At 43.3% G+C, this 17,505-nt stretch carries 16 protein-coding genes; 7 read left to right on the top strand and 9 right to left on the bottom strand.

The window, feature by feature from the left end; all coding sequences use genetic code 11:
- Positions 1 to 19: 19 nt before the first annotated feature.
- Together L3V43_RS14450 and L3V43_RS14445 are read right to left on the bottom strand one after the other, a co-directional pair.
- Positions 20 to 1,081 carry an NADP-dependent oxidoreductase gene (locus tag L3V43_RS14450; protein ID WP_010607289.1) on the bottom strand — a complete coding sequence of 354 codons (1,062 nt, stop codon included), beginning with the start codon at positions 1,079 to 1,081 and terminating at the stop codon, positions 20 to 22.
- Between the two features lie 24 nt (positions 1,082 to 1,105).
- Positions 1,106 to 1,798, bottom strand: coding sequence for a type 1 glutamine amidotransferase domain-containing protein (locus L3V43_RS14445; protein WP_237116810.1), 693 nt, complete (start codon positions 1,796 to 1,798; stop codon positions 1,106 to 1,108).
- 158 nt (positions 1,799 to 1,956) lie between these two features.
- Between L3V43_RS14445 and L3V43_RS14440 the strand changes: the two genes are divergently transcribed.
- A complete protein-coding gene (locus tag L3V43_RS14440; RefSeq protein ID WP_237116809.1) occupies positions 1,957 to 2,862 on the top strand; it encodes a LysR family transcriptional regulator in 906 nt (301 codons plus the stop codon).
- Here L3V43_RS14440 and L3V43_RS14435 read toward each other — a convergent pair.
- The 3 genes from L3V43_RS14435 to L3V43_RS14425 all read right to left on the bottom strand — a co-directional run bounded on the left by L3V43_RS14435 (position 2,838) and on the right by L3V43_RS14425 (position 6,884).
- Complete coding sequence (locus L3V43_RS14435) at positions 2,838 to 3,068, bottom strand: hypothetical protein (RefSeq protein ID WP_237116808.1); 231 nt, start codon at positions 3,066 to 3,068, stop codon at positions 2,838 to 2,840. The two genes, L3V43_RS14440 and L3V43_RS14435, sit on opposite strands and share 25 nt — an antisense overlap.
- Before the next feature lie 165 nt (positions 3,069 to 3,233).
- On the bottom strand, positions 3,234 to 5,078 hold the full coding sequence (locus L3V43_RS14430) for a hypothetical protein (protein ID WP_237116807.1): 1,845 nt from the start codon (positions 5,076 to 5,078) through the stop codon (positions 3,234 to 3,236).
- A gap of 279 nt (positions 5,079 to 5,357) precedes the next feature.
- Positions 5,358 to 6,884 (bottom strand): LytTR family DNA-binding domain-containing protein, encoded by a 1,527-nt coding sequence (locus tag L3V43_RS14425; RefSeq protein ID WP_237116806.1) that lies wholly within the window; start codon positions 6,882 to 6,884, stop codon positions 5,358 to 5,360.
- Between the two features lie 146 nt (positions 6,885 to 7,030).
- Between L3V43_RS14425 and L3V43_RS14420 the strand changes: the two genes are divergently transcribed.
- The 5 genes from L3V43_RS14420 (at position 7,031) to L3V43_RS14400 (ending at position 11,213) form a co-directional block, all read left to right on the top strand.
- Positions 7,031 to 8,503, top strand: a complete 1,473-nt coding sequence (locus tag L3V43_RS14420; RefSeq protein ID WP_237116805.1) for an alpha/beta hydrolase — start codon at positions 7,031 to 7,033, stop codon at positions 8,501 to 8,503.
- Between the two features lie 128 nt (positions 8,504 to 8,631).
- Positions 8,632 to 8,940 (top strand): hypothetical protein, encoded by a 309-nt coding sequence (locus tag L3V43_RS14415; protein ID WP_010607296.1) that lies wholly within the window; start codon positions 8,632 to 8,634, stop codon positions 8,938 to 8,940.
- 297 nt (positions 8,941 to 9,237) lie between these two features.
- Complete coding sequence (locus L3V43_RS14410) at positions 9,238 to 10,011, top strand: hypothetical protein (RefSeq protein WP_237116804.1); 774 nt, start codon at positions 9,238 to 9,240, stop codon at positions 10,009 to 10,011.
- Positions 10,012 to 10,248: 237 nt separating this feature from the next.
- The gene (locus L3V43_RS14405; RefSeq protein WP_010370561.1) at positions 10,249 to 10,563 is read left to right on the top strand and encodes a DUF6172 family protein; all 315 of its coding nucleotides are present in this window, start codon (positions 10,249 to 10,251) and stop codon (positions 10,561 to 10,563) included.
- Positions 10,564 to 10,709: 146 nt separating this feature from the next.
- The gene (locus L3V43_RS14400; RefSeq protein ID WP_237116803.1) at positions 10,710 to 11,213 is read left to right on the top strand and encodes an RNA methyltransferase; all 504 of its coding nucleotides are present in this window, start codon (positions 10,710 to 10,712) and stop codon (positions 11,211 to 11,213) included.
- A 21-nt stretch (positions 11,214 to 11,234) separates the two neighbouring features.
- On the opposite strand, the gene L3V43_RS14395 is transcribed toward L3V43_RS14400, so the two are convergent.
- Together L3V43_RS14395 and L3V43_RS14390 are read right to left on the bottom strand one after the other, a co-directional pair.
- Positions 11,235 to 12,242: a fatty acid desaturase gene (locus L3V43_RS14395; protein WP_237116802.1), complete on the bottom strand. Its 1,008-nt coding sequence runs from the start codon at positions 12,240 to 12,242 to the stop codon at positions 11,235 to 11,237.
- 117 nt (positions 12,243 to 12,359) lie between these two features.
- Positions 12,360 to 12,797 carry a thioesterase family protein gene (locus L3V43_RS14390; RefSeq protein ID WP_095727389.1) on the bottom strand — a complete coding sequence of 146 codons (438 nt, stop codon included), beginning with the start codon at positions 12,795 to 12,797 and terminating at the stop codon, positions 12,360 to 12,362.
- Between the two features lie 410 nt (positions 12,798 to 13,207).
- On the opposite strand from L3V43_RS14390, the gene L3V43_RS14385 reads away from it, so the two are divergent.
- Positions 13,208 to 13,522 (top strand): hypothetical protein, encoded by a 315-nt coding sequence (locus L3V43_RS14385; RefSeq protein WP_010607301.1) that lies wholly within the window; start codon positions 13,208 to 13,210, stop codon positions 13,520 to 13,522.
- Between the two features lie 443 nt (positions 13,523 to 13,965).
- Here L3V43_RS14385 and gcvP read toward each other — a convergent pair whose 3' ends face one another.
- Positions 13,966 to 16,866 (bottom strand): aminomethyl-transferring glycine dehydrogenase, encoded by a 2,901-nt coding sequence (gene gcvP / locus L3V43_RS14380; protein ID WP_237116801.1) that lies wholly within the window; start codon positions 16,864 to 16,866, stop codon positions 13,966 to 13,968.
- Between the two features lie 182 nt (positions 16,867 to 17,048).
- A complete protein-coding gene (gene gcvH / locus L3V43_RS14375; RefSeq protein ID WP_095727220.1) occupies positions 17,049 to 17,438 on the bottom strand; it encodes a glycine cleavage system protein GcvH in 390 nt (129 codons plus the stop codon).
- Positions 17,439 to 17,505 lie beyond the last annotated feature (67 nt).

Below are 17,505 nucleotides of genomic sequence, written 5' to 3'. Positions count from 1 at the left end.
TTTTTCCTGATAAATCTAATTATACGAGTTCGTCTGGACCTAAGCGCACGACAAGTTTGCCGAAGTTTTTACCTTCCAATAAGCCAATAAATGCCTCCACTGTGTTATCCATCCCTTCGACTAAGTGCTCTTTGTACTTAATCTTGCCCGCGTTTAACCATGGCAGCATCGCTTCACTGAACTCGTTGTATCTATGTCCATAATCGTCGAATACAATAAAGCCTTGCATTTTCACTCGCTTAATCAGCAGTGTCGCCATCAGCATCGACATACGATCAGGCCCCGATGGCAACTCAGTGGCATTATATTGAGAGATCAACCCACAAAGTGGAACCCGAGCACTTGAGTTAAGCAATGGCATAACTGCATCGAACACCTTGCCACCCACATTTTCAAAATAGACGTCAATTCCCGATGGGCATGCCTGCGCTAACTGCTCAGCGAGATCATCCTTGCGGTGATCAAGACAGGCATCAAAGCCAAGCGCCTCGGTAGCGTAACTGCATTTTTCGGCGCCACCAGCAATGCCTATTACTCTACAGCCTTGCAGTTTTGCTATTTGTCCAACAAGGCTGCCTACAGCACCGGTTGCTGCGGCAACGACTACAGTTTCTCCAGCTTTTGGCTGACCGATATCCATCAGTCCCATGTAAGCGGTAAGGCCTGGCATCCCTAACACGCCCAAGCTATATGATGGGTTAGGTAGATTGTTGTCTAACTTAAGTAAGCCAGTGCCATCCGAGACGCTATAGTCTTGCCAGCCACTCATCGCGAGTACCCAGTCACCTTTGGTAAATTTAGGGTTATTTGACGCTTCAACTCGGCATACTGTGCCACCTACCATCGCTTCACCAATAGCAACCGGCTCAGCATAAGATTTTGCATCGCTCATACGGCCACGCATGTATGGATCTAACGACAAAAAGACGGTACGAAGGAGCACCTCGCCCTCTTTTGGCGTTGGGATCTGTGCTTCTTCATAATTGAAATTTTCTTGCGTTGGTGCACCATGTGGGCGTGACGCCAAGGTAATGCGACGATTCGTTTGTGCGTTTTGAGCTTGGTTTATTGCGTTACTCATGATTTATTCCTTTTAATAAGCAGGTTACAGCTGGTTTAGGTACGTCAGCATTTTCTCAGCGACAAGTTCAGAGCTTGCTGGATTCTGCCCTGTAAAAATTAAGCCATCTCTAACAGCAAACACATTCCAATCATCGACTTTCTGGAAATCAGCACCTCGTTTAACCAGCTCACCTTCTAATAAAAACGGTACAACATCAGTCAGCCCAACGGCCGCTTCTTCGCTGTTCGTAAAGCCAGACACCACTTTACCTTTTACTAGATACTCACCCGACGTGGTTTTTACATCCATCAGCACAGCGGTTGCATGGCATACCGTACCAACTGGTTTATCTGCTGCTAAAAAGGCACTTATCAATTGGATTGAATTGGCATCTGTTGCTAAATCCCATAATGGTCCGTGACCGCCAGGATAAAACACAGCGTCAAAATCTGCCGCGCTCACCTCAGTTAGTGGTAGCGTATTTGCCACCAGTTCCCGCGTTTTTTGATCATCAAAATAGCGTTTAGTACTGTCGGTTTGGAAATCAGGCTGTTCACTTTTTGGGTCAATTGGCGGCTGACCACCTTTTGGTGAAGCAAGCGTTACTTCTACCCCTGCATCCACAAAGGCATAGTAAGGTGCGGCAAACTCTTCAATCCAAAACCCTGTCTTCTCACCTGTATTGCCTAGTTCTGCATGTGACGTTAGCACCATTAAAATTTTCTTTGCTGTCATCAAAGTTACCTCTCATTCTTTCTTAAAACTTCAGGCTATTTAACCTGCGGATAAATATAAAAGTATGAACTTAAGACAAGTTAAACAATGCAGACAAAAGCTAACTCTTTGTTCAAACAATTGATACAATCAATTCATCTCAGCCTGTGGAGTAATGCGTGGATATTTCGTTTGAGCAACTTAAAAGCATGGTCGTTTTTGCCCAAGTTATTGAGCAAGGCACCTTAAGCGGCGCCGCTAAGCATTTAAACTTGTCTCGTGCAGTGGTGAGTTATCATGTCAAAAAACTGGAGTCACAGTTAGGCATAAAATTGCTCAATCGCTCGACCCGCACCATTTCACTTACAGAGGCAGGCCGCGAATATTATCAGCGCTGCCGTGTGATTGCAGAGCAAGCCTTTGCTGCAAACCAGCAAATTGAGAATTTAAAGAAAGAACCAATCGGTCTAATAAAGCTTACCTGCCCTGTGAATGTTGGCCTGCAAACCATAGTGCCTGCACTCAATGAATTTAGAGCTATGTATCCAAAAATTCAGCTCGATATCATGCTTACAGATGAAGTCGTCAATATCATCAAAGAAGGGATTGATCTGGCCATTCGAGGCGCCCCACTTCCCGATTCAGGTTTGCAAGCCAGTAAACTTTCAGTGCTAAAAACCTGCCTGTGCGCATCACCCGACTATTTGCAAAAGTACGGCGTCCCCAAACACCCTACCGATCTCTACCAGCATCAATGGGTGATTTACAAGCTGACATCGGGGGCACTCACATTGAGTAAAGGGGCTCGAGCTTATAGCATCACGATGAAAGGCGATATAAGCACCAACAATGCCGCCGCTCGCACCGCTTTTGTGGAGGGAGGTCATGGTCTTGGACGAATTCCAACTTACGATGCATTACCAAAAATACAGGCCGGAACTTTAGTGCCTGTATTAGAAGATTACACGCTGCCAGACATACATGTTTATGGCGTTTTCCCAAAAGGCAATGCCAACTCTAAAAAAGTGCGACTACTGCTCGATTTTCTAAAAGGGTATTTTCAGCGCCAATTGGTTGAAGCGTAAAACATCACAACTATCGAAATAAACAAGGCACCTAAAATAGCAGCTCCAACACCTGTGCCGTATTGCTCAGTTACCCCAATATAAATGAGTAACCCACCAGCAACATAAAATGGAATACCAACGGAGATAAAATCCAAATGCTTGCCAATTGCAGCAAGCAAAAACTTCAGCTTGGTAGAGAGTGAAAACGCTCCTTCCTTGGTCATAACAAACAATGCTCATTGCATAAGATTTATACTGTTGTGATAATAAAGTGTTTAACCACTTTGGTCGAGTAGGTATCTCAGCTGGTGGATGAGATACTAATGTTGAGTGATCAATGAAATCACAAAGGTTAGAAGCTACTTTCTGACTTCATTGACTTTTGACACTTAAATGTTCTTAGCTATTAAATCGGCTTTCAACAAGCCACCTTTAGTAAACAATTTTGCTGAAAACTTAGGTTTTCTCCGTGCTCTATAGGCATCCAGAATTCGCTTAAGTCCATCAGCCTCCAGCAAAGAGATATTTACTTCAGTATCCATTTCCGCACTCTCAACAAAGTCATCAGAAAACGAGGGAGCAACGATTAAAACTTGAGCAACTCTTTTACCAGCACCTTCACATCTCCCTACGTATGACTTTACTTGTCTTGAGGTCGTCGAGTACTTTGCAAAATCCCCGTTTTTGCACGTCTTCGCTTCACCTACAATTACATCATCCTCACTCAATGAAATGAGAATATCAGCCTTATCTTTCGAGGTGTTGATCGAACGTCTCAAATCTTCATCTACTTCAAGACCTAATTGTTCAAATATTGCCTTAGTTACTTCTTCGAATTTAACTCCTAATTCGGCTTCAGCTACTTCTATATTTTCACTTTTCAATTTAGCCAAATCTCGTCTCGCTAGAGCACCATAATTATCAATCAGTTTGTCTGTTGCATCAGCAAAGCTGCTAAGGATATTTAGCCTTAAGTTTCCTCGTTTTTTAATCCCCATACTTTCAACAACACTTTTCACTTCATCATTGGTCAACATATATAAAATATCATATGGTGTAATACTCAGCGCCCGCAATTTCTCGACATCTAGCTCCTCTTGTTCTTCAAGCTCGAATTCTTGTTTCAATATTGTAGCTAATGAAGGGAAGTGATTTTGCAGCGTCGAAAATAGCTCTTTAAATCCTGTAGCACTTAAAGCATTAAACTCTCTCTCCGAGCTTTGATTTAGAGCATTTAAGATTAGATCTATACGTTCTTCTATCGTTGAACCAAATTTATCCAATTCTAGATCTAGATCTTGTATCAATGTTTTTAAGCGATCTTTACAATCGTTGACTGGCGTACCCTCGCTAAACATGTCCACTTTTAGGATTTGAGTGGCCGACAGCCCCAACTTGATTATATTTACGATCTTATCTTTTCTCTCAACACCACGAATTTTCTTTCTGTGGTTTTTAAGTACGTTTGAGAGCTCCGCATCAGTAAAGGTTCTAAGAATTCTTAGCAGATGCTTGTCGGCAAGTTCCTTTCCTTGTAGTCGGTGAAACAAACTTACAATTTCATCAGGAACGTATACGGTTTGCCTTTTTCTACTTACAAAAACCAGTCCAATTTCTCGTAAATCATTAATCGCATCTTGCACACCATTCTTGGGGATTTGATCAATCAAATGCTCGATTCCAGCTTGATTATCTGAGGTAACATCAAGGTGCTTAGCTAATACATTAAGAATACCGCGTTCATCATCCGTGATTTTCGCTTCTCTATTATTTCTTTCATCATTCGAATATGCTTCTTTTAGGCAAGCATGATAGATTCCTAACCGTTTTCCCTCGGAGAATATGTCATCATCACTGATACTTGCAATTTCAGAACGCAATTCGTTAGCTTTGGAGTCAATGAGTTCCCATTCTTTTGTATATAAAGACTCGATCCAATTAACCCTAGCAATGCAGTTTCCATCTCTACTTAGAATATTTGTCAAAAGAGTAGCTTGAGCTCCCAACATCGCTAATTGTTCTTTTACCGACTTTTCAAAGTGAGGTAATACAATTTTAAATAGCTGAGTAATATCATTACTTGTTGCATTTTTAATTTGACCATCAAGTTTATTTAACTGAGTTGCTATTTTGTTGTCGTGCTTTACAGCTTCTAGACAAATCCTATCTATAGCATTTATAAATTTTGACTTCTCGACTTGATTGACCAGTGAAAGTACACTCGATAATTTCATGCGTTTCCTTAGTTTTTGTTTTCCTTGGTTCTTCATTACACAACGAAACTTTAGCATCTTAGCTAGTAAGGTTGCGCTTATTTACTAAATACACTACTAAAGCCGCGACGCAAATTCACTATTTTTTTACATTTACATAAATAAAATTAGATTTAGATCTAACCAGTCAACTTTAGAGGCACAAAGATATATTTGTGAACAGAAAATGTCATATGAGAAACTTAAATCAAAAACTGTAATGTACTTTGTGATATGTGGTCTAATTACAATATTCAAGGTTTAACTGACGTTATTAGACGCTTTAAGCGTTGCCCTAACCGACGAGACAAGCCGACGACTGACGGGAACACTTGCTCCATTGGTTAATTTCAAGTTGCTCTGATTATTATCACTTTCTAATGACACCACTTCGTTTAGATTAGTTAAATAAGAACGATGTGTTTTTACAAAAATAGAGGGCAAAGTAAGTTCGAGTTGTTTTAGTGAGCCTGTAAACAGCTTCTGCGTGGTATCTTTCATGTGCAGCTCAACGTAGTCCCCTGCGGCTTTGCAAAACGCGATATCCGTGAGCACAACATAGTCAGTTTTACCTGCAACACTGACTTCCAGCTTAGAAGGAGATTGAAGTTGTTTGTTCTGCGCGAGTTTGAACTCAAGCTTGGCAATATGAGCTTGATCACTACTCAACTGTACTTGCTGAGCACGATACTCTTTAGCTTGACGAATGAAAAGGTAGACTAGCAAGACTGCAATGATCACAAAGTGAGTAATTTCGTGGAAGCTTGATGCAACAAAGAGTACGGTTGCAGCCACCAATAACTGCACCACAAACCAAACCGCTAAATTATTGTTTTTGGCGCGTCGCCAACAATAGCCTAGCAGAACTAAGCTAACGAGTAATGGCACAAAGACTCCGGCAGTGGTTTTAGCATCAAAGCCTGGTGCAAAAATAATAACAATAAGCGTGACAATAGTACCAATATAAATCCAGTGAAGAGCGTGCTTTTTTGCAACTTTTAAGGAGCTATATACAAGCAACAAAGTGCCAAATAAAAACGACAACGCCGTCACAGTCAACAGTCGAATATCATGCCACACATAGCCATAGTCAACTAATCCTCGCGATATTTCAGCACTGAGCTGCATTGTCGCAAGCAGGCACAGTGCGGAAAATATCCGAACGCTTGTATTGCCATAACGACCAAAGCTCAGACTTATAAAGTACAACGCGCCCAACAAAAAGGCACCAACCAGAATCAGGCCCAAACCACTAAATGATTGAATATACTGCTTAGGATCGCCAAATTGCCCTAGCCCAATAAAATGAATTGGGTATCCTAATGAAATAAGGCTATGCTGTGCAGACAGACCAAACACCAGTTGATTGCTTTTCTTTATAAGTGAGTCTGGCAAATAAAATACGCTGTCCATTTTGCCTATTTGCTCAGTTTTATCTACGGCAGGAAAACCGCTGCTCCCCACCTTACTACCATTTAAAAAGACTTCGCTTGATGTTTTAGCAAATAAATACAACCCTACGGGCCTTGGTATTGAGGCTAATTTCGCTCGCTCAAATTCGATTAACACCCAAACAGCCTGATTTTGCGGATCAACCTCAGATAACTTCGCTCGGTGACATTGCGGCTCAGTAAACTGTGGAATTTCTTTTGCCGAGACTGACCATGGGCAAACCGTCACGGCTTGCTCATAAGAAAATGGCAACAAAGGTTGACTGGCATAAGCCTTACCTAGAGCGCCCGAGCAACACACAGCCATCACTAAATAAAGTACAAGATTAATATTCACACTCTACCGCTTTTCCTTTTACCGTTCGTCGGCTTTTTACTACCGCTGAGCCTACAAGCCAATAAATATCGGCCTCTCATAGAAGTTCACTACCCCATAAAGTTGCCATGGTATTCAATAAAAACAAACTATTAAGGAGTAATACTATGCGATCAACACACACATTAATAGCCGCGTTAAGCTTATTCACTTGCTTATGCGTAAGCGCAGAGAAAGGTAGCGATAAGCAAGTGCTGTACAGCAATGAGCAACAAATCGAGTTTCAAGCCAACAGCGGAGAAACAACGGATGCCATAGCTGGGCACCTCTGGGTGCCTGAAAACAGGAATAACCCCAACAGCAACAAAATTAGAATTAACTATGTGCGCTTTCCTGCAACCGGCAGCAATAAAGGTTCCCCTATCGTATATTTATCTGGTGGCCCAGGCGGTTCAGGGATCGCGACTGCCAAGTGGCGAAGATTTCCGTTATTTCAAGCGCTAAGAGAGTTTGGTGATGTTATTGCGCTAGACCAAAGAGGTACGGGGCAGTCAGAGCAAACTGCTCCTTGCGTGTCTAGTGAACACATTGCGCTTAATGCTGTTACCACTGAAGCGCAAATTGCAGACCGTTACCGCAAAGCTGCATTAGAATGCTTTACTCAATGGAAGTCTCAAGATATTGATATATATGGTTATAATACCGCTCAGAACGCGCTAGATATAAACGACTTACGAAAACACCTAAAAGCTGACAAAGTATCACTTTGGGGGATCTCTTACGGCAGCCATCTGGCACTCAGTGCCATAAAAGCGATGCCAGCGCATCTTGACAAAGTAATTATCGCCAGTGCTGAAGGGCTCAATCAGACCGTTAAACTACCTCACCAAACCGATCAATACTTTGAAAGAGTTCAAGGAATTATCAATCAGCAAGCACTTAAACAACAAGTTTCGGATCTACCCGCTTTGATGCGCCGAGTGCACAGTAAACTTGAGCAACAGCCTATTGCACTTCAAATTACACAAAAAGACGGCTCAAAAACACCCATGTTATTTCAAAAGCATCATATTCAGTCGTTAGCTAGCATGATGATTGCCGATCCTAACCAATATCTTGCCATGCTAATTCATGTTTATTTAGGTTTAGATAACGGCAATACCGAGCTGTTAAAGCATGTTTTGCAGCGTGGAATGTTTACCGATGAGCCCATTACATTCAAATTGATGCCACTGGCGATGGATGTAGCTTCAGGGATCACCGCTAAACGCCTTGCAAAAATGACAAACCAATCGCCAACAGCCTTGCTTGGCGACAAGCTTAACTTTCCAATGCCAACACTTCACTTGATAGATAAAAAACTAGATTTAGGTGATGATTTTAGAACCGCTCCCCTATCCAACATCCCAACTTTATTGTTTACAGGTAGTCTAGACGGTAGAACGTATCCGGAAGAACAACTTGAAGCTGTGAGAGGACTTACAAATTTGACCCAGATTATGGTGAACAATGCGGGCCACAACCTTTATACAAGCTCACCCTTGGTGCTCGCCAGAATGCAAACATTCTTAAGCGGACAACCCGTCAGTGCAGAAGCAATCCAACTACCGCTACCAAAACTTGCGCTGTCAGCACCGTAATTCGAAAAAAACGACTCTAAGTGAATTGAAAAAGCAATTCGCTTTGAGCGTGCAATCATCGACAAAGTTGTTGATAGCCCACAAGCTTGAGTATAATTAGGCTTTTGGCCTCTTACATCCATAGCATTATGAAAAAGCTCTCAAAAGTACAAGAAAAACAACAAGCCTTGGTACTGACCATTGCAGACAAACTCGAAGAACAAGCTCGTGCAGAAATTCCCGGCATGGCGCAATGTTGGTTTGATGTGGAATATCACTTGTTCCCCGGCTCATTAATACTCTTTTTCCAATTTGAGAATGAACAAGCATTAGAAGCCGCAAAGCCAGATCTCCTTAAATGGCAAAAGCGTTTAAGCGCTGCCATGCTGAAAAAAGGGGTGATTTTAAAAGATATGCGTAAACATTTAACCTTTACTTTGCTTGGTCCCGAGGATTAAAACTGCCGATAAAATCTAGCCGGACAACTGAACGCTATTCGGCTAGTCGATATTAACAGCTCTCATTCGCCATAGTGTTGACGCCACAATTGATTGCTAAAACGATGATTGGGAATGAGTTCTTGCTTTAAAGCAAAAAATGCTTTTGCATTTGGATTGGATTGGATTGGATTTTTTCAGCTTATTGACTGCAATCCTCCAGCTCCAAAGGTTCTTATCGATTGCAAATTCCATATTGCGTTATTTTCAAGTAAGCTGCTAAAGCTCCTTATAAATCTCAAAAAAGAGGAAAGTACGTTGGATAAGAGAATTGAACCTGAGCTTCCCAGTATTACGCCAGATTTAGATCAGGTTGAAGCCTATAAAAACTCCACCACCCAAGCGAGCCGTAAAACCTCAGCACCAAAAGAAAGTACCAAACAAACAAGCCAGCCCGCCAAAGGTATGGGGATGATGAATTGGTTGGGTGCAATCTCGATTATTGCGTTGGCTGCTGCGGCGTTTGCGCTCTACCAACAAAACTTAACAACCCAGGCACAATTACTCGAGTCAACAAATCGCATTGCCGAGCTTGAACATACCCTCACCGCCACAGATGAAGAGATGGACTTGTCCGCGGGTGCAATGCAAGCAAAATTGAACACACTAACCGAGCGCACAGACGAGCTTTGGTCACAGATGGATAAACTATGGGCGTCAGCGTGGCGAAGAAACCAATCAGACATCAAAAAGCTCGAAGAGCAAGCAAGTAATAACGCTAAAAACCAGACCAGTACGACTACCAAAGTAGAAACACTATCGCAGAGTCAAACAGAGCTTGCTCTAAAACTATCGCTATTAGAAGAACAACAGCAAGCCGCTAGTATGCTAAAAAATCAAATTGCAGCCATTAATGGCGATGTTGATCAGTTAAAGTCTCAAGCGCAAAGCAGAGACTCTAAACAGATAGAGATCGGCGCAAGCCTTACCCAAATAGAGATGACACAAACCGCACTGGCAGAAAAATTAGAACGTTTGGAGCGTAAATTGGCAGCAGCCCCCACAACTCAAACGCAACCAAAAGCGAATTAATCCGTCATTATCAATGGTACATTAGCAATATGAGTTGGTAGCGAACTCGCGCAACCAACTCAGCTTTTATTCTCTTCGGCATTCACAAAGTCCCTCGCCAGTTCACAAAATATAACGTAAAATATCCTATTACATTCCTGTATTTATTCGCGCGTAAGCTTTACGCTTAAATCAATACACATTATCTACTCAGGCATACTGTTTTGCCGATTGAGTATTTCTTGCTTGAAGGCAACTATGAAAAAGACATTTGAACTAATTCACCCTAAAATCAAACTTGAAAGACGCGTTGACGCGGTTAAGCATGAGCTTAAAAAATACCTAAAGCGCGAGCGCAACAAAACTTTACCCGCGGGCGCTGATTATTGGGATTTTGATTGTAAGTTTGGTAACACAGAAGCTGAAGCCGAGCCGGTGCACCTATCACAACTAAACAAGTTGATTGATAAAACGCAAACTGAAAACCTCACTTCCTTTTATGTTGAGATTTTAGCAAAGCCAGGCTATAGAAAATCAAACGATTTATCTGACGATGAGTTAGAAGACTACTAAGCCCAACTTCTGTAGGTCGAGCTTTAGCTCGACAACATCACCTGCTCTCCCCCAACAATACCAACTGGCACAAAATCACGCGCATGATACAATCGCTCGTCGAATTTTTGGTGGCGCTACTGCCGGTATAGTGAGAATTAAAAAGTATGAGCGAGTCATTTGTAGCAATCGGATTAGTAAACCCTAAATCACCAACCAATGTGGGTGGCGTATTACGGGCCGCAGGTTGTTATGATGCGCAAGCCATCTACTTTAGCGGCAATCGTTACGCAAGGGCTGCAAAATATCATACGGATACAAAAAACGTTGCCGACAACATTCCCATCAAACAAGTTGATGATTTCATCAGTTTAAAAGTAGCAGGCCGTGCACTTGTCTGCGTTGAGCTGGTAGAGGGCGCAACCCCACTGCCACAGTTTGCTCACCCCGACAACGCGTTATACATTTTTGGTCCTGAAGATGGCAGCCTGCCACAAGAAATCGTGGATGCCGCTGATGCCGTGGTGTATGTACCAACCACAGGCTGCATGAACTTAGCCGCGACAGTCAACGTGTTGTTATACGACCGTATGGCAAAACGCTCAACGGGATTTGATGTTAGTCAGATACTCACCAGCCGTGATATCAATAACCGCCTAACAATTGGATAAGTTTTTGCTGTAAGCATCTTTTTATTTTTGACTAACCCGCTCTTTGACCGGGTAGTGATTTGCATTTTTTAGGCTTTGTAAGTCATCAAAACGTACTCCGTGCTGAGCCATAACTGGGCGTACTTTTTTACTTATCAATTGCCGAATATAAAACGGTTGATTAGGAACAAAGTGATGGATCGTGTGCGTACGGCCAAAATCAAAACAAAATAACTGAAACGGTAAAAACCAGCGACTGGTAATCACATGGGTCTGCTCTAACACATTACTCACGCCGCCATAATAATGCATTGAAGATGTGACGAGGTTTAAAGATGCTGAGCGGATCATATTAGGCACAATCAGCACCACCATTAAGAACTCAGCAACCGCTAGTAAATCTGCTCCCCATTTAGGTAATTCAAATAGTTGTATAAACTGCAGCACGTAGTAAGCAATCACACCATATAAAGTCGCAAAATAAGCCGTGGCAAGCGGAAAACCAGCATTAAAGACCTGCAAAAACTTAAAACCCTTGATTTCTCGACTAAACCGCTTGGCATTCAATAATAAACCTAGCAATCCATCTGTAACCACCACAGCTCGCAACCAAGGAGATTGGATACCATTACCCACCAAGCGCTCCTCTAAGTCTTGTTCAGTACCAGAAACTTTATGGTGATGTAAATGAATTTGCCTGCGATACCAAGGGTTCACCGTATTTGGCCGCATAAGCCACACCGTCAACATCATAAAATGATATACAAATGGGCGGTCACTAAAATACTGTTTATGGATCAAATCGTGCTCAAGTTCATGAGAAATAGAGGTAATAAAAGCCGCCAAGATAATACACAGCCATGCAGGAATAACGGCAAAATAGTAAAGCGAGGCAACGCCAATTAGCGCACTTAACGACAACAGCAAAATCACCATAGCAATACCGTTTTGCTGATTTAAAATAGGATAACGCGTTCGAAGCGTTCGCTCTTCAGCTTGGATAGCAGTCACTATCGCTTTGATATTCTGCCTCGCCGTTAATGTTGGCATAGATAACTTAATTCACCTTTTGATATCAAGATCATAACGAAAACTCCTACTACCGTAGCAGCGGCTTTACGCCGCGACAACTTTAAAACAGCAACGCAACACCTAAACTCCGCACTTCTATTGACTATCGTCCATCTCGTATTGCTTCAAAATGGCCAACATGCTCTCTGGAATTGGCGATTTTTTCCCTGTTTTCATATTAAACATCACCACATTCGCATACCCCGTTGTGCATACTGCTTGTTGCGATTCGCTAAACGCTTCATAGCGCATGGTAAAGCGATCTTCTTTGATATCAGTGATATATGAACCAATATGCAAGGTATCTGGAAACGTAACTGGTCGTTTATATTGCGCGTACGTATCACGTAAAACCGGACTATGGGTAGGTTCTGATAATACAGAAAGTAAGCCCGTTTGAGTCAAAAAATCGATTCGCGCGGTTTCAAAATAGCGAAAATACGACACGTTATTCACATGCCCCAACGCATCCATTTCTCCCCACACCACATTCACTTTAGTGGTGATTGCAAACTTTTCTAAAAATTCCTGCATGATGTTGCCTTTAATTTTGTTTATTGAACTCGAGAGTAACAACTCATCGTACCAGCAACAAGGTTAACGAGATAGTTTAAGGCAACTTGTCAAAACAAAGAAAGTAAAGCCAGCATTTCGCAGTGCAACCTTACGCCCCCCGTAGGTCGCCATTTATGGCGAAAAATAATGCCTCAGCTCCCTTCGTTTTCAGCGTAGCTTTAGATACAAACACAATTCAAGCGCAATCCCTATCATTCCATCTCACAAAAAATTGACGCCTTTTATAGGATCAACACCTAAGATAAATCACCAATGATTTTTCTCAATACTTTCAATATATAAGCAAACAGCAGAGCAATATTTATAAGCTTGGTTTAAAAAATGCATCTGAAATCAAAATCAGAATTAAACTTAAGCATGTCACCAATATGAACAAAAGCACAAATACAGTTTATGTGTTGAGCGGTTACGCTAAATGCGCCATCACTCAGCAAGGGAAATACAAACCCGGTAACAAACACTCCATCGGCCTGCTAACCACAGACGAAAACTATGAAGATAACATCAATAAACTTGAGGCCTTTATTAAAGATTTAGGTTGGGAGTCTATTACGTTTTGCATGGTCGAAACCGTTAACGACATCAGCACCCTATCCAACGACGTTTTGGTATCCAGTTTTCTTCGAGCTCAGCAAAATGGCCAATCGTTAGTAGTAAACGATCTCCCTATTACCGTCCATTAAGGCGGTAAATGCACACTACAAGGCCTGCAACTAAAGTATTAAGCAATTCTACATCGCGTTGAGCCAAACCGAGTAGGAGCGGCTTCACGCCGCGATCTTCAGGAGCTTGCCAGCGACTACGAACAATTTGTAGCAGCGACTTTATGTTGCGACTTGTTTTTGAATCCAGCCTTCAACTTTACCTGATATCGCTTCGCCGGCAAGGCAAAACCAGAGTGGTATATTATTTGTCGCCATAAATCGCGACCTACGCAGAGATTTGGTGTGAAGTCGCAGTTATGCGTCGTTATAAGAGATCGCGGCGTGAAGCCGCTCCAACAAACCAAGAAAAGAGTCAAACATGAGTCTTCACCATATTCACACCCACAAAAAAACCGCCCTTTTTTACAAAGGGCGGCTTTTCAATATTTGCTAAGTCGCGCTAAAGCGCGATTTACAAACCCTTACGCATCGCGGTAAGTATCAACCGCTGGGCAAGAACAAATTAGGTTACGGTCGCCGTATACGTCGTCGATACGGGTTACTGTTGGCCAGAATTTGTCTTTTGCTACGCTTGGTACTGGGAATGCAGCTGCGAGGCGATCATATGCACGGTTCCAGTCGTTGCTTAGTACGTCTGCTTGCGTGTGTGGTGCAAATACTAATGGGTTGTCTTCGATAGACCATTCGCCTGATGCAATCTTGTCGATTTCACCTTTGATAGAAACCATGGCTTCGATAAAGCGGTCGATTTCTACCTTAGACTCAGATTCCGTTGGCTCAACCATAAGTGTGCCCGCTACTGGGAACGACATAGTTGGTGAGTGGAAGCCGTAGTCTTGTAGACGCTTTGCAACGTCCATTTCAGTAATACCTGTGGCTTCTTTCAGTGGGCGAAGGTCAACAATACATTCGTGGGCAACACGGTCGTTACGGCCACGGTATAGAATTGGGAAGTGCTCGCTCAACTTAGCCGTTAGGTAGTTAGCGTTCACGATTGCCATTTCTGTTGCTTGTTTGAGGCCTTCGCTGCCCATCATCGCGATGTATGCCCACGAGATAGGTAGAATTGCAGCAGAGCCGTAAGGTGCCGCAGAAACCGCGCCGTTACCTACGTTTGTGCCTTCTACGTTGATCACGCTGTGGTTAGGCATAAATGGCGCTAGATGCGATTTAACACCGATAGGACCAACACCTGGGCCACCGCCACCGTGTGGAATACAGAATGTTTTGTGTAAGTTTAAATGTGATACGTCAGAGCCGATTGAACCTGGGCTAGTTACCCCAACCTGCGCGTTCATGTTTGCGCCGTCCATGTATACTTGGCCGCCGTGCTGGTGCACGATGTCGCATACTTCACGGATAGATTCTTCGTACACACCGTGTGTAGACGGGTAAGTGACCATGATGCACGATAGGTTTTCAGCTACGTCTGCGGCTTTCGCGCGTAGGTCTTCCATATCGATGTTACCGTTTTTATCACAGTCAACCACAACCACTTTCATGCTTGCCATTTGTGCAGACGCTGGGTTTGTGCCGTGCGCTGAACTGGGGATCAAACAGATGTTACGGTGGCCTTCACCGCGAGACTCATGGTACTTACGGATCGCGATAAGACCTGCGTATTCACCTTGTGCACCTGAGTTTGGCTGTAGTGATACTGCGTCGTAACCTGTGATGTTCACAAGCCAGTCATGCAGCTCAGTCATCATGATCTTGTAACCTTGTGCTTGATCGATTGGGCAGAACGGGTGTAGCTCTGCAAACTCAGGCCAAGTCACTGGGATCATTTCAGCGGTTGCGTTTAGCTTCATGGTACACGAGCCCAATGAGATCATTGAGTGGTTTAGTGCTAAATCTTTGTTTTCAAGACGCTTGATATAACGCAGCATCTCAGTTTCGCTGTGATAGCTGTTGAAGTTAGCATGCGTTAAAATTTCGTCGTCGCGCACTAGGCTTGCAGGAATACCTGTGATGTTCTCGCCTGATACTTGTGCGTCTAGCGCATCTACATTTAGGCCGTGGTCGTCGCCTAAAATGATGTCAAATAGCTCAGCTACGTCCGCACGCGTTGTGGTTTCGTTTACTGCAATTGAGTATTCGCCGTTGTGGTTAAGGGCAAAGTTCACGCCTTTTGCTACGGCACGCGCCACAACCGCTTGCTTGTCAGCGTCGTCCGCTTTAACAGTAATAGTGTCAAACCACGTATCGTGCTTAAGTGCCACGCCTTTTGCTTTAAGACCCGTTGCAAGAATGCTTGCAAGACGATTAATACGCTCAGCGATGATCTTAAGACCTTGAGGACCATGGTAAACCGCGTAAAACGCAGCCATGTTCGCAAGTAACACCTGTGCAGTACAGATGTTTGAGTTCGCTTTTTCACGGCGGATATGCTGTTCACGTGTTTGCATCGCCATACGTAGCGCGTCGTTACCTAAACGGTCTTTAGACACACCAATAATACGGCCTGGTAGTGAACGCTTGTAAGCATCACGCGTGGCAAAGAATGCCGCGTGTGGACCGCCGTAACCCATAGGTACACCAAAACGCTGTGCAGAACCAAGCACTACGTCTGCGCCTAGTTTACCTGGTGCTTTAAGTAGCATTAAACTCATGATGTCTGCGGCAACACAGGCAATCGCTTTTTTGTCTTGTACTTGTGCGATTAGGTCAGTAACGTCAACCACTTCACCTGATGTTGAAGGATACTGGAATAACGCACCAAAAATCTCGTGGTTAGCAGCGTCGCTAGCAGGGCCTACTACTACTTCAAAGCCAAACTGCTCAGCACGCGTAGATACTACGTCGATAGTTTGTACGTGTACGTCGTCGGCAATAAAGAAGATGTTTGCTTTTTTCGCTTTAGATACACGTTTTGCAAGCGCCATTGCTTCTGCCGCTGCGGTGGATTCGTCAAGTAGTGATGCACTGGCTAAGTCTAGGCCGGTAATGTCCATAGTCAGCGTTTGGAAGTTAAGTAGTGATTCCAAGCGACCTTGCGCAATCTCTGGCTGATAAGGGGTGTAAGCCGTGTACCAACCCGGATTCTCAAGTACGTTACGTAAAATAACATTAGGTACGTGAGTTGGGTGGTAGCCTTGACCGATATAAGATTTGAAAACCTTGTTTTTGCTTGCTACTGACTTCAGGTAACTTAGGGTTTCCACTTCTGTGCGGCTTTCACCGATCTGTAAGCCCTCTTCTAAACGAATTGAAGCAGGTACAGTTTGACCGATCAGCTCTTCAACACTAGATACTCCAAGAGCGCTTAGCATCTCGCTCACCTGTGCTGGGCTTGGCCCGATATGGCGGCGGATAAAATCTTGCTTTTGCTCTAACTGTTCAAGAGATTTGGCGTTTGACATTAGTCCAGGTTCCTATGATCCAAATGAAAAAGGTGAATACTGTTTTTATCTAAATGAGATACCTTGGTAACGGCAGTATTCTAAAAACGTTGGCATGATCTCGTCATACCTTGAGCAAGCACCCTTGCCCAAAAAGCAACAATAAAAGCCCCTAAAAAGGGGCTTTTATTACTATCAACAAATTAGTCTTCGTCGATTGAATTTGCGTAGCCTTCAGCGTCTAGTAGGTTATCTAGCTCAGACTCATCAGACGCTTTAATACGGAACAACCAACCGTCGCCGTAAGCATCGTTGTTTACAGTTTCAGGCGCATCTTCTAGGTCTTCGTTTACCGCAATGATAGTACCGCCGATTGGTGCGTAGATGTCTGATGCTGCTTTTACAGACTCAGCAACTGCGCAGTCTTCACCCGCGTCAACTTCATCGTCTACTTCTGGTAATTCAACGAATACCATGTCGCCTAGAAGTTCTTGTGCGTGCTCAGTGATACCTACTGTGTACTCGCCATTGCCTTCAGCGCGAACCCACTCGTGTGAAGTAGCGTACTTTAACTCGCTAGGAATGTTGCTCATTTTTTTGTTCCTTTGGTCGGTTGCGATGTCACCCCGTGAGCGACATCAATGTTATTCTATTTAGTAT

This window comes from Pseudoalteromonas sp. L23 (genome assembly GCF_021728455.1).
In the GTDB taxonomy this organism is placed as follows: Bacteria; Pseudomonadota; Gammaproteobacteria; order Enterobacterales; family Alteromonadaceae; genus Pseudoalteromonas.
Note: the sequence above shows the minus strand (reverse complement) of the source record. Positions and strands in the feature narration are given on the sequence as shown.

Bases quoted from the DNA above. Each gene is read 5' to 3' on its own strand.
- L3V43_RS14450 (WP_010607289.1), bottom strand. From the start codon at position 1,081: ATGAGTAACGCAATAAACCAAGCTCAAAACGCACAAACGAATCGTCGC.
- L3V43_RS14445 (WP_237116810.1), bottom strand. From the start codon at position 1,798: ATGACAGCAAAGAAAATTTTAATGGTGCTAACGTCACATGCAGAACTA.
- L3V43_RS14435 (WP_237116808.1), bottom strand. From the start codon at position 3,068: ATGACCAAGGAAGGAGCGTTTTCACTCTCTACCAAGCTGAAGTTTTTG.
- L3V43_RS14430 (WP_237116807.1), bottom strand. From the start codon at position 5,078: ATGAAATTATCGAGTGTACTTTCACTGGTCAATCAAGTCGAGAAGTCA.
- L3V43_RS14420 (WP_237116805.1), top strand. From the start codon at position 7,031: ATGCGATCAACACACACATTAATAGCCGCGTTAAGCTTATTCACTTGC.
- L3V43_RS14415 (WP_010607296.1), top strand. From the start codon at position 8,632: ATGAAAAAGCTCTCAAAAGTACAAGAAAAACAACAAGCCTTGGTACTG.
- L3V43_RS14405 (WP_010370561.1), top strand. From the start codon at position 10,249: ATGAAAAAGACATTTGAACTAATTCACCCTAAAATCAAACTTGAAAGA.
- L3V43_RS14400 (WP_237116803.1), top strand. From the start codon at position 10,710: ATGAGCGAGTCATTTGTAGCAATCGGATTAGTAAACCCTAAATCACCA.
- L3V43_RS14395 (WP_237116802.1), bottom strand. From the start codon at position 12,242: ATGCCAACATTAACGGCGAGGCAGAATATCAAAGCGATAGTGACTGCT.
- L3V43_RS14390 (WP_095727389.1), bottom strand. From the start codon at position 12,797: ATGCAGGAATTTTTAGAAAAGTTTGCAATCACCACTAAAGTGAATGTG.
- L3V43_RS14385 (WP_010607301.1), top strand. From the start codon at position 13,208: ATGAACAAAAGCACAAATACAGTTTATGTGTTGAGCGGTTACGCTAAA.
- gcvP (WP_237116801.1), bottom strand. From the start codon at position 16,866: ATGTCAAACGCCAAATCTCTTGAACAGTTAGAGCAAAAGCAAGATTTT.
- gcvH (WP_095727220.1), bottom strand. From the start codon at position 17,438: ATGAGCAACATTCCTAGCGAGTTAAAGTACGCTACTTCACACGAGTGG.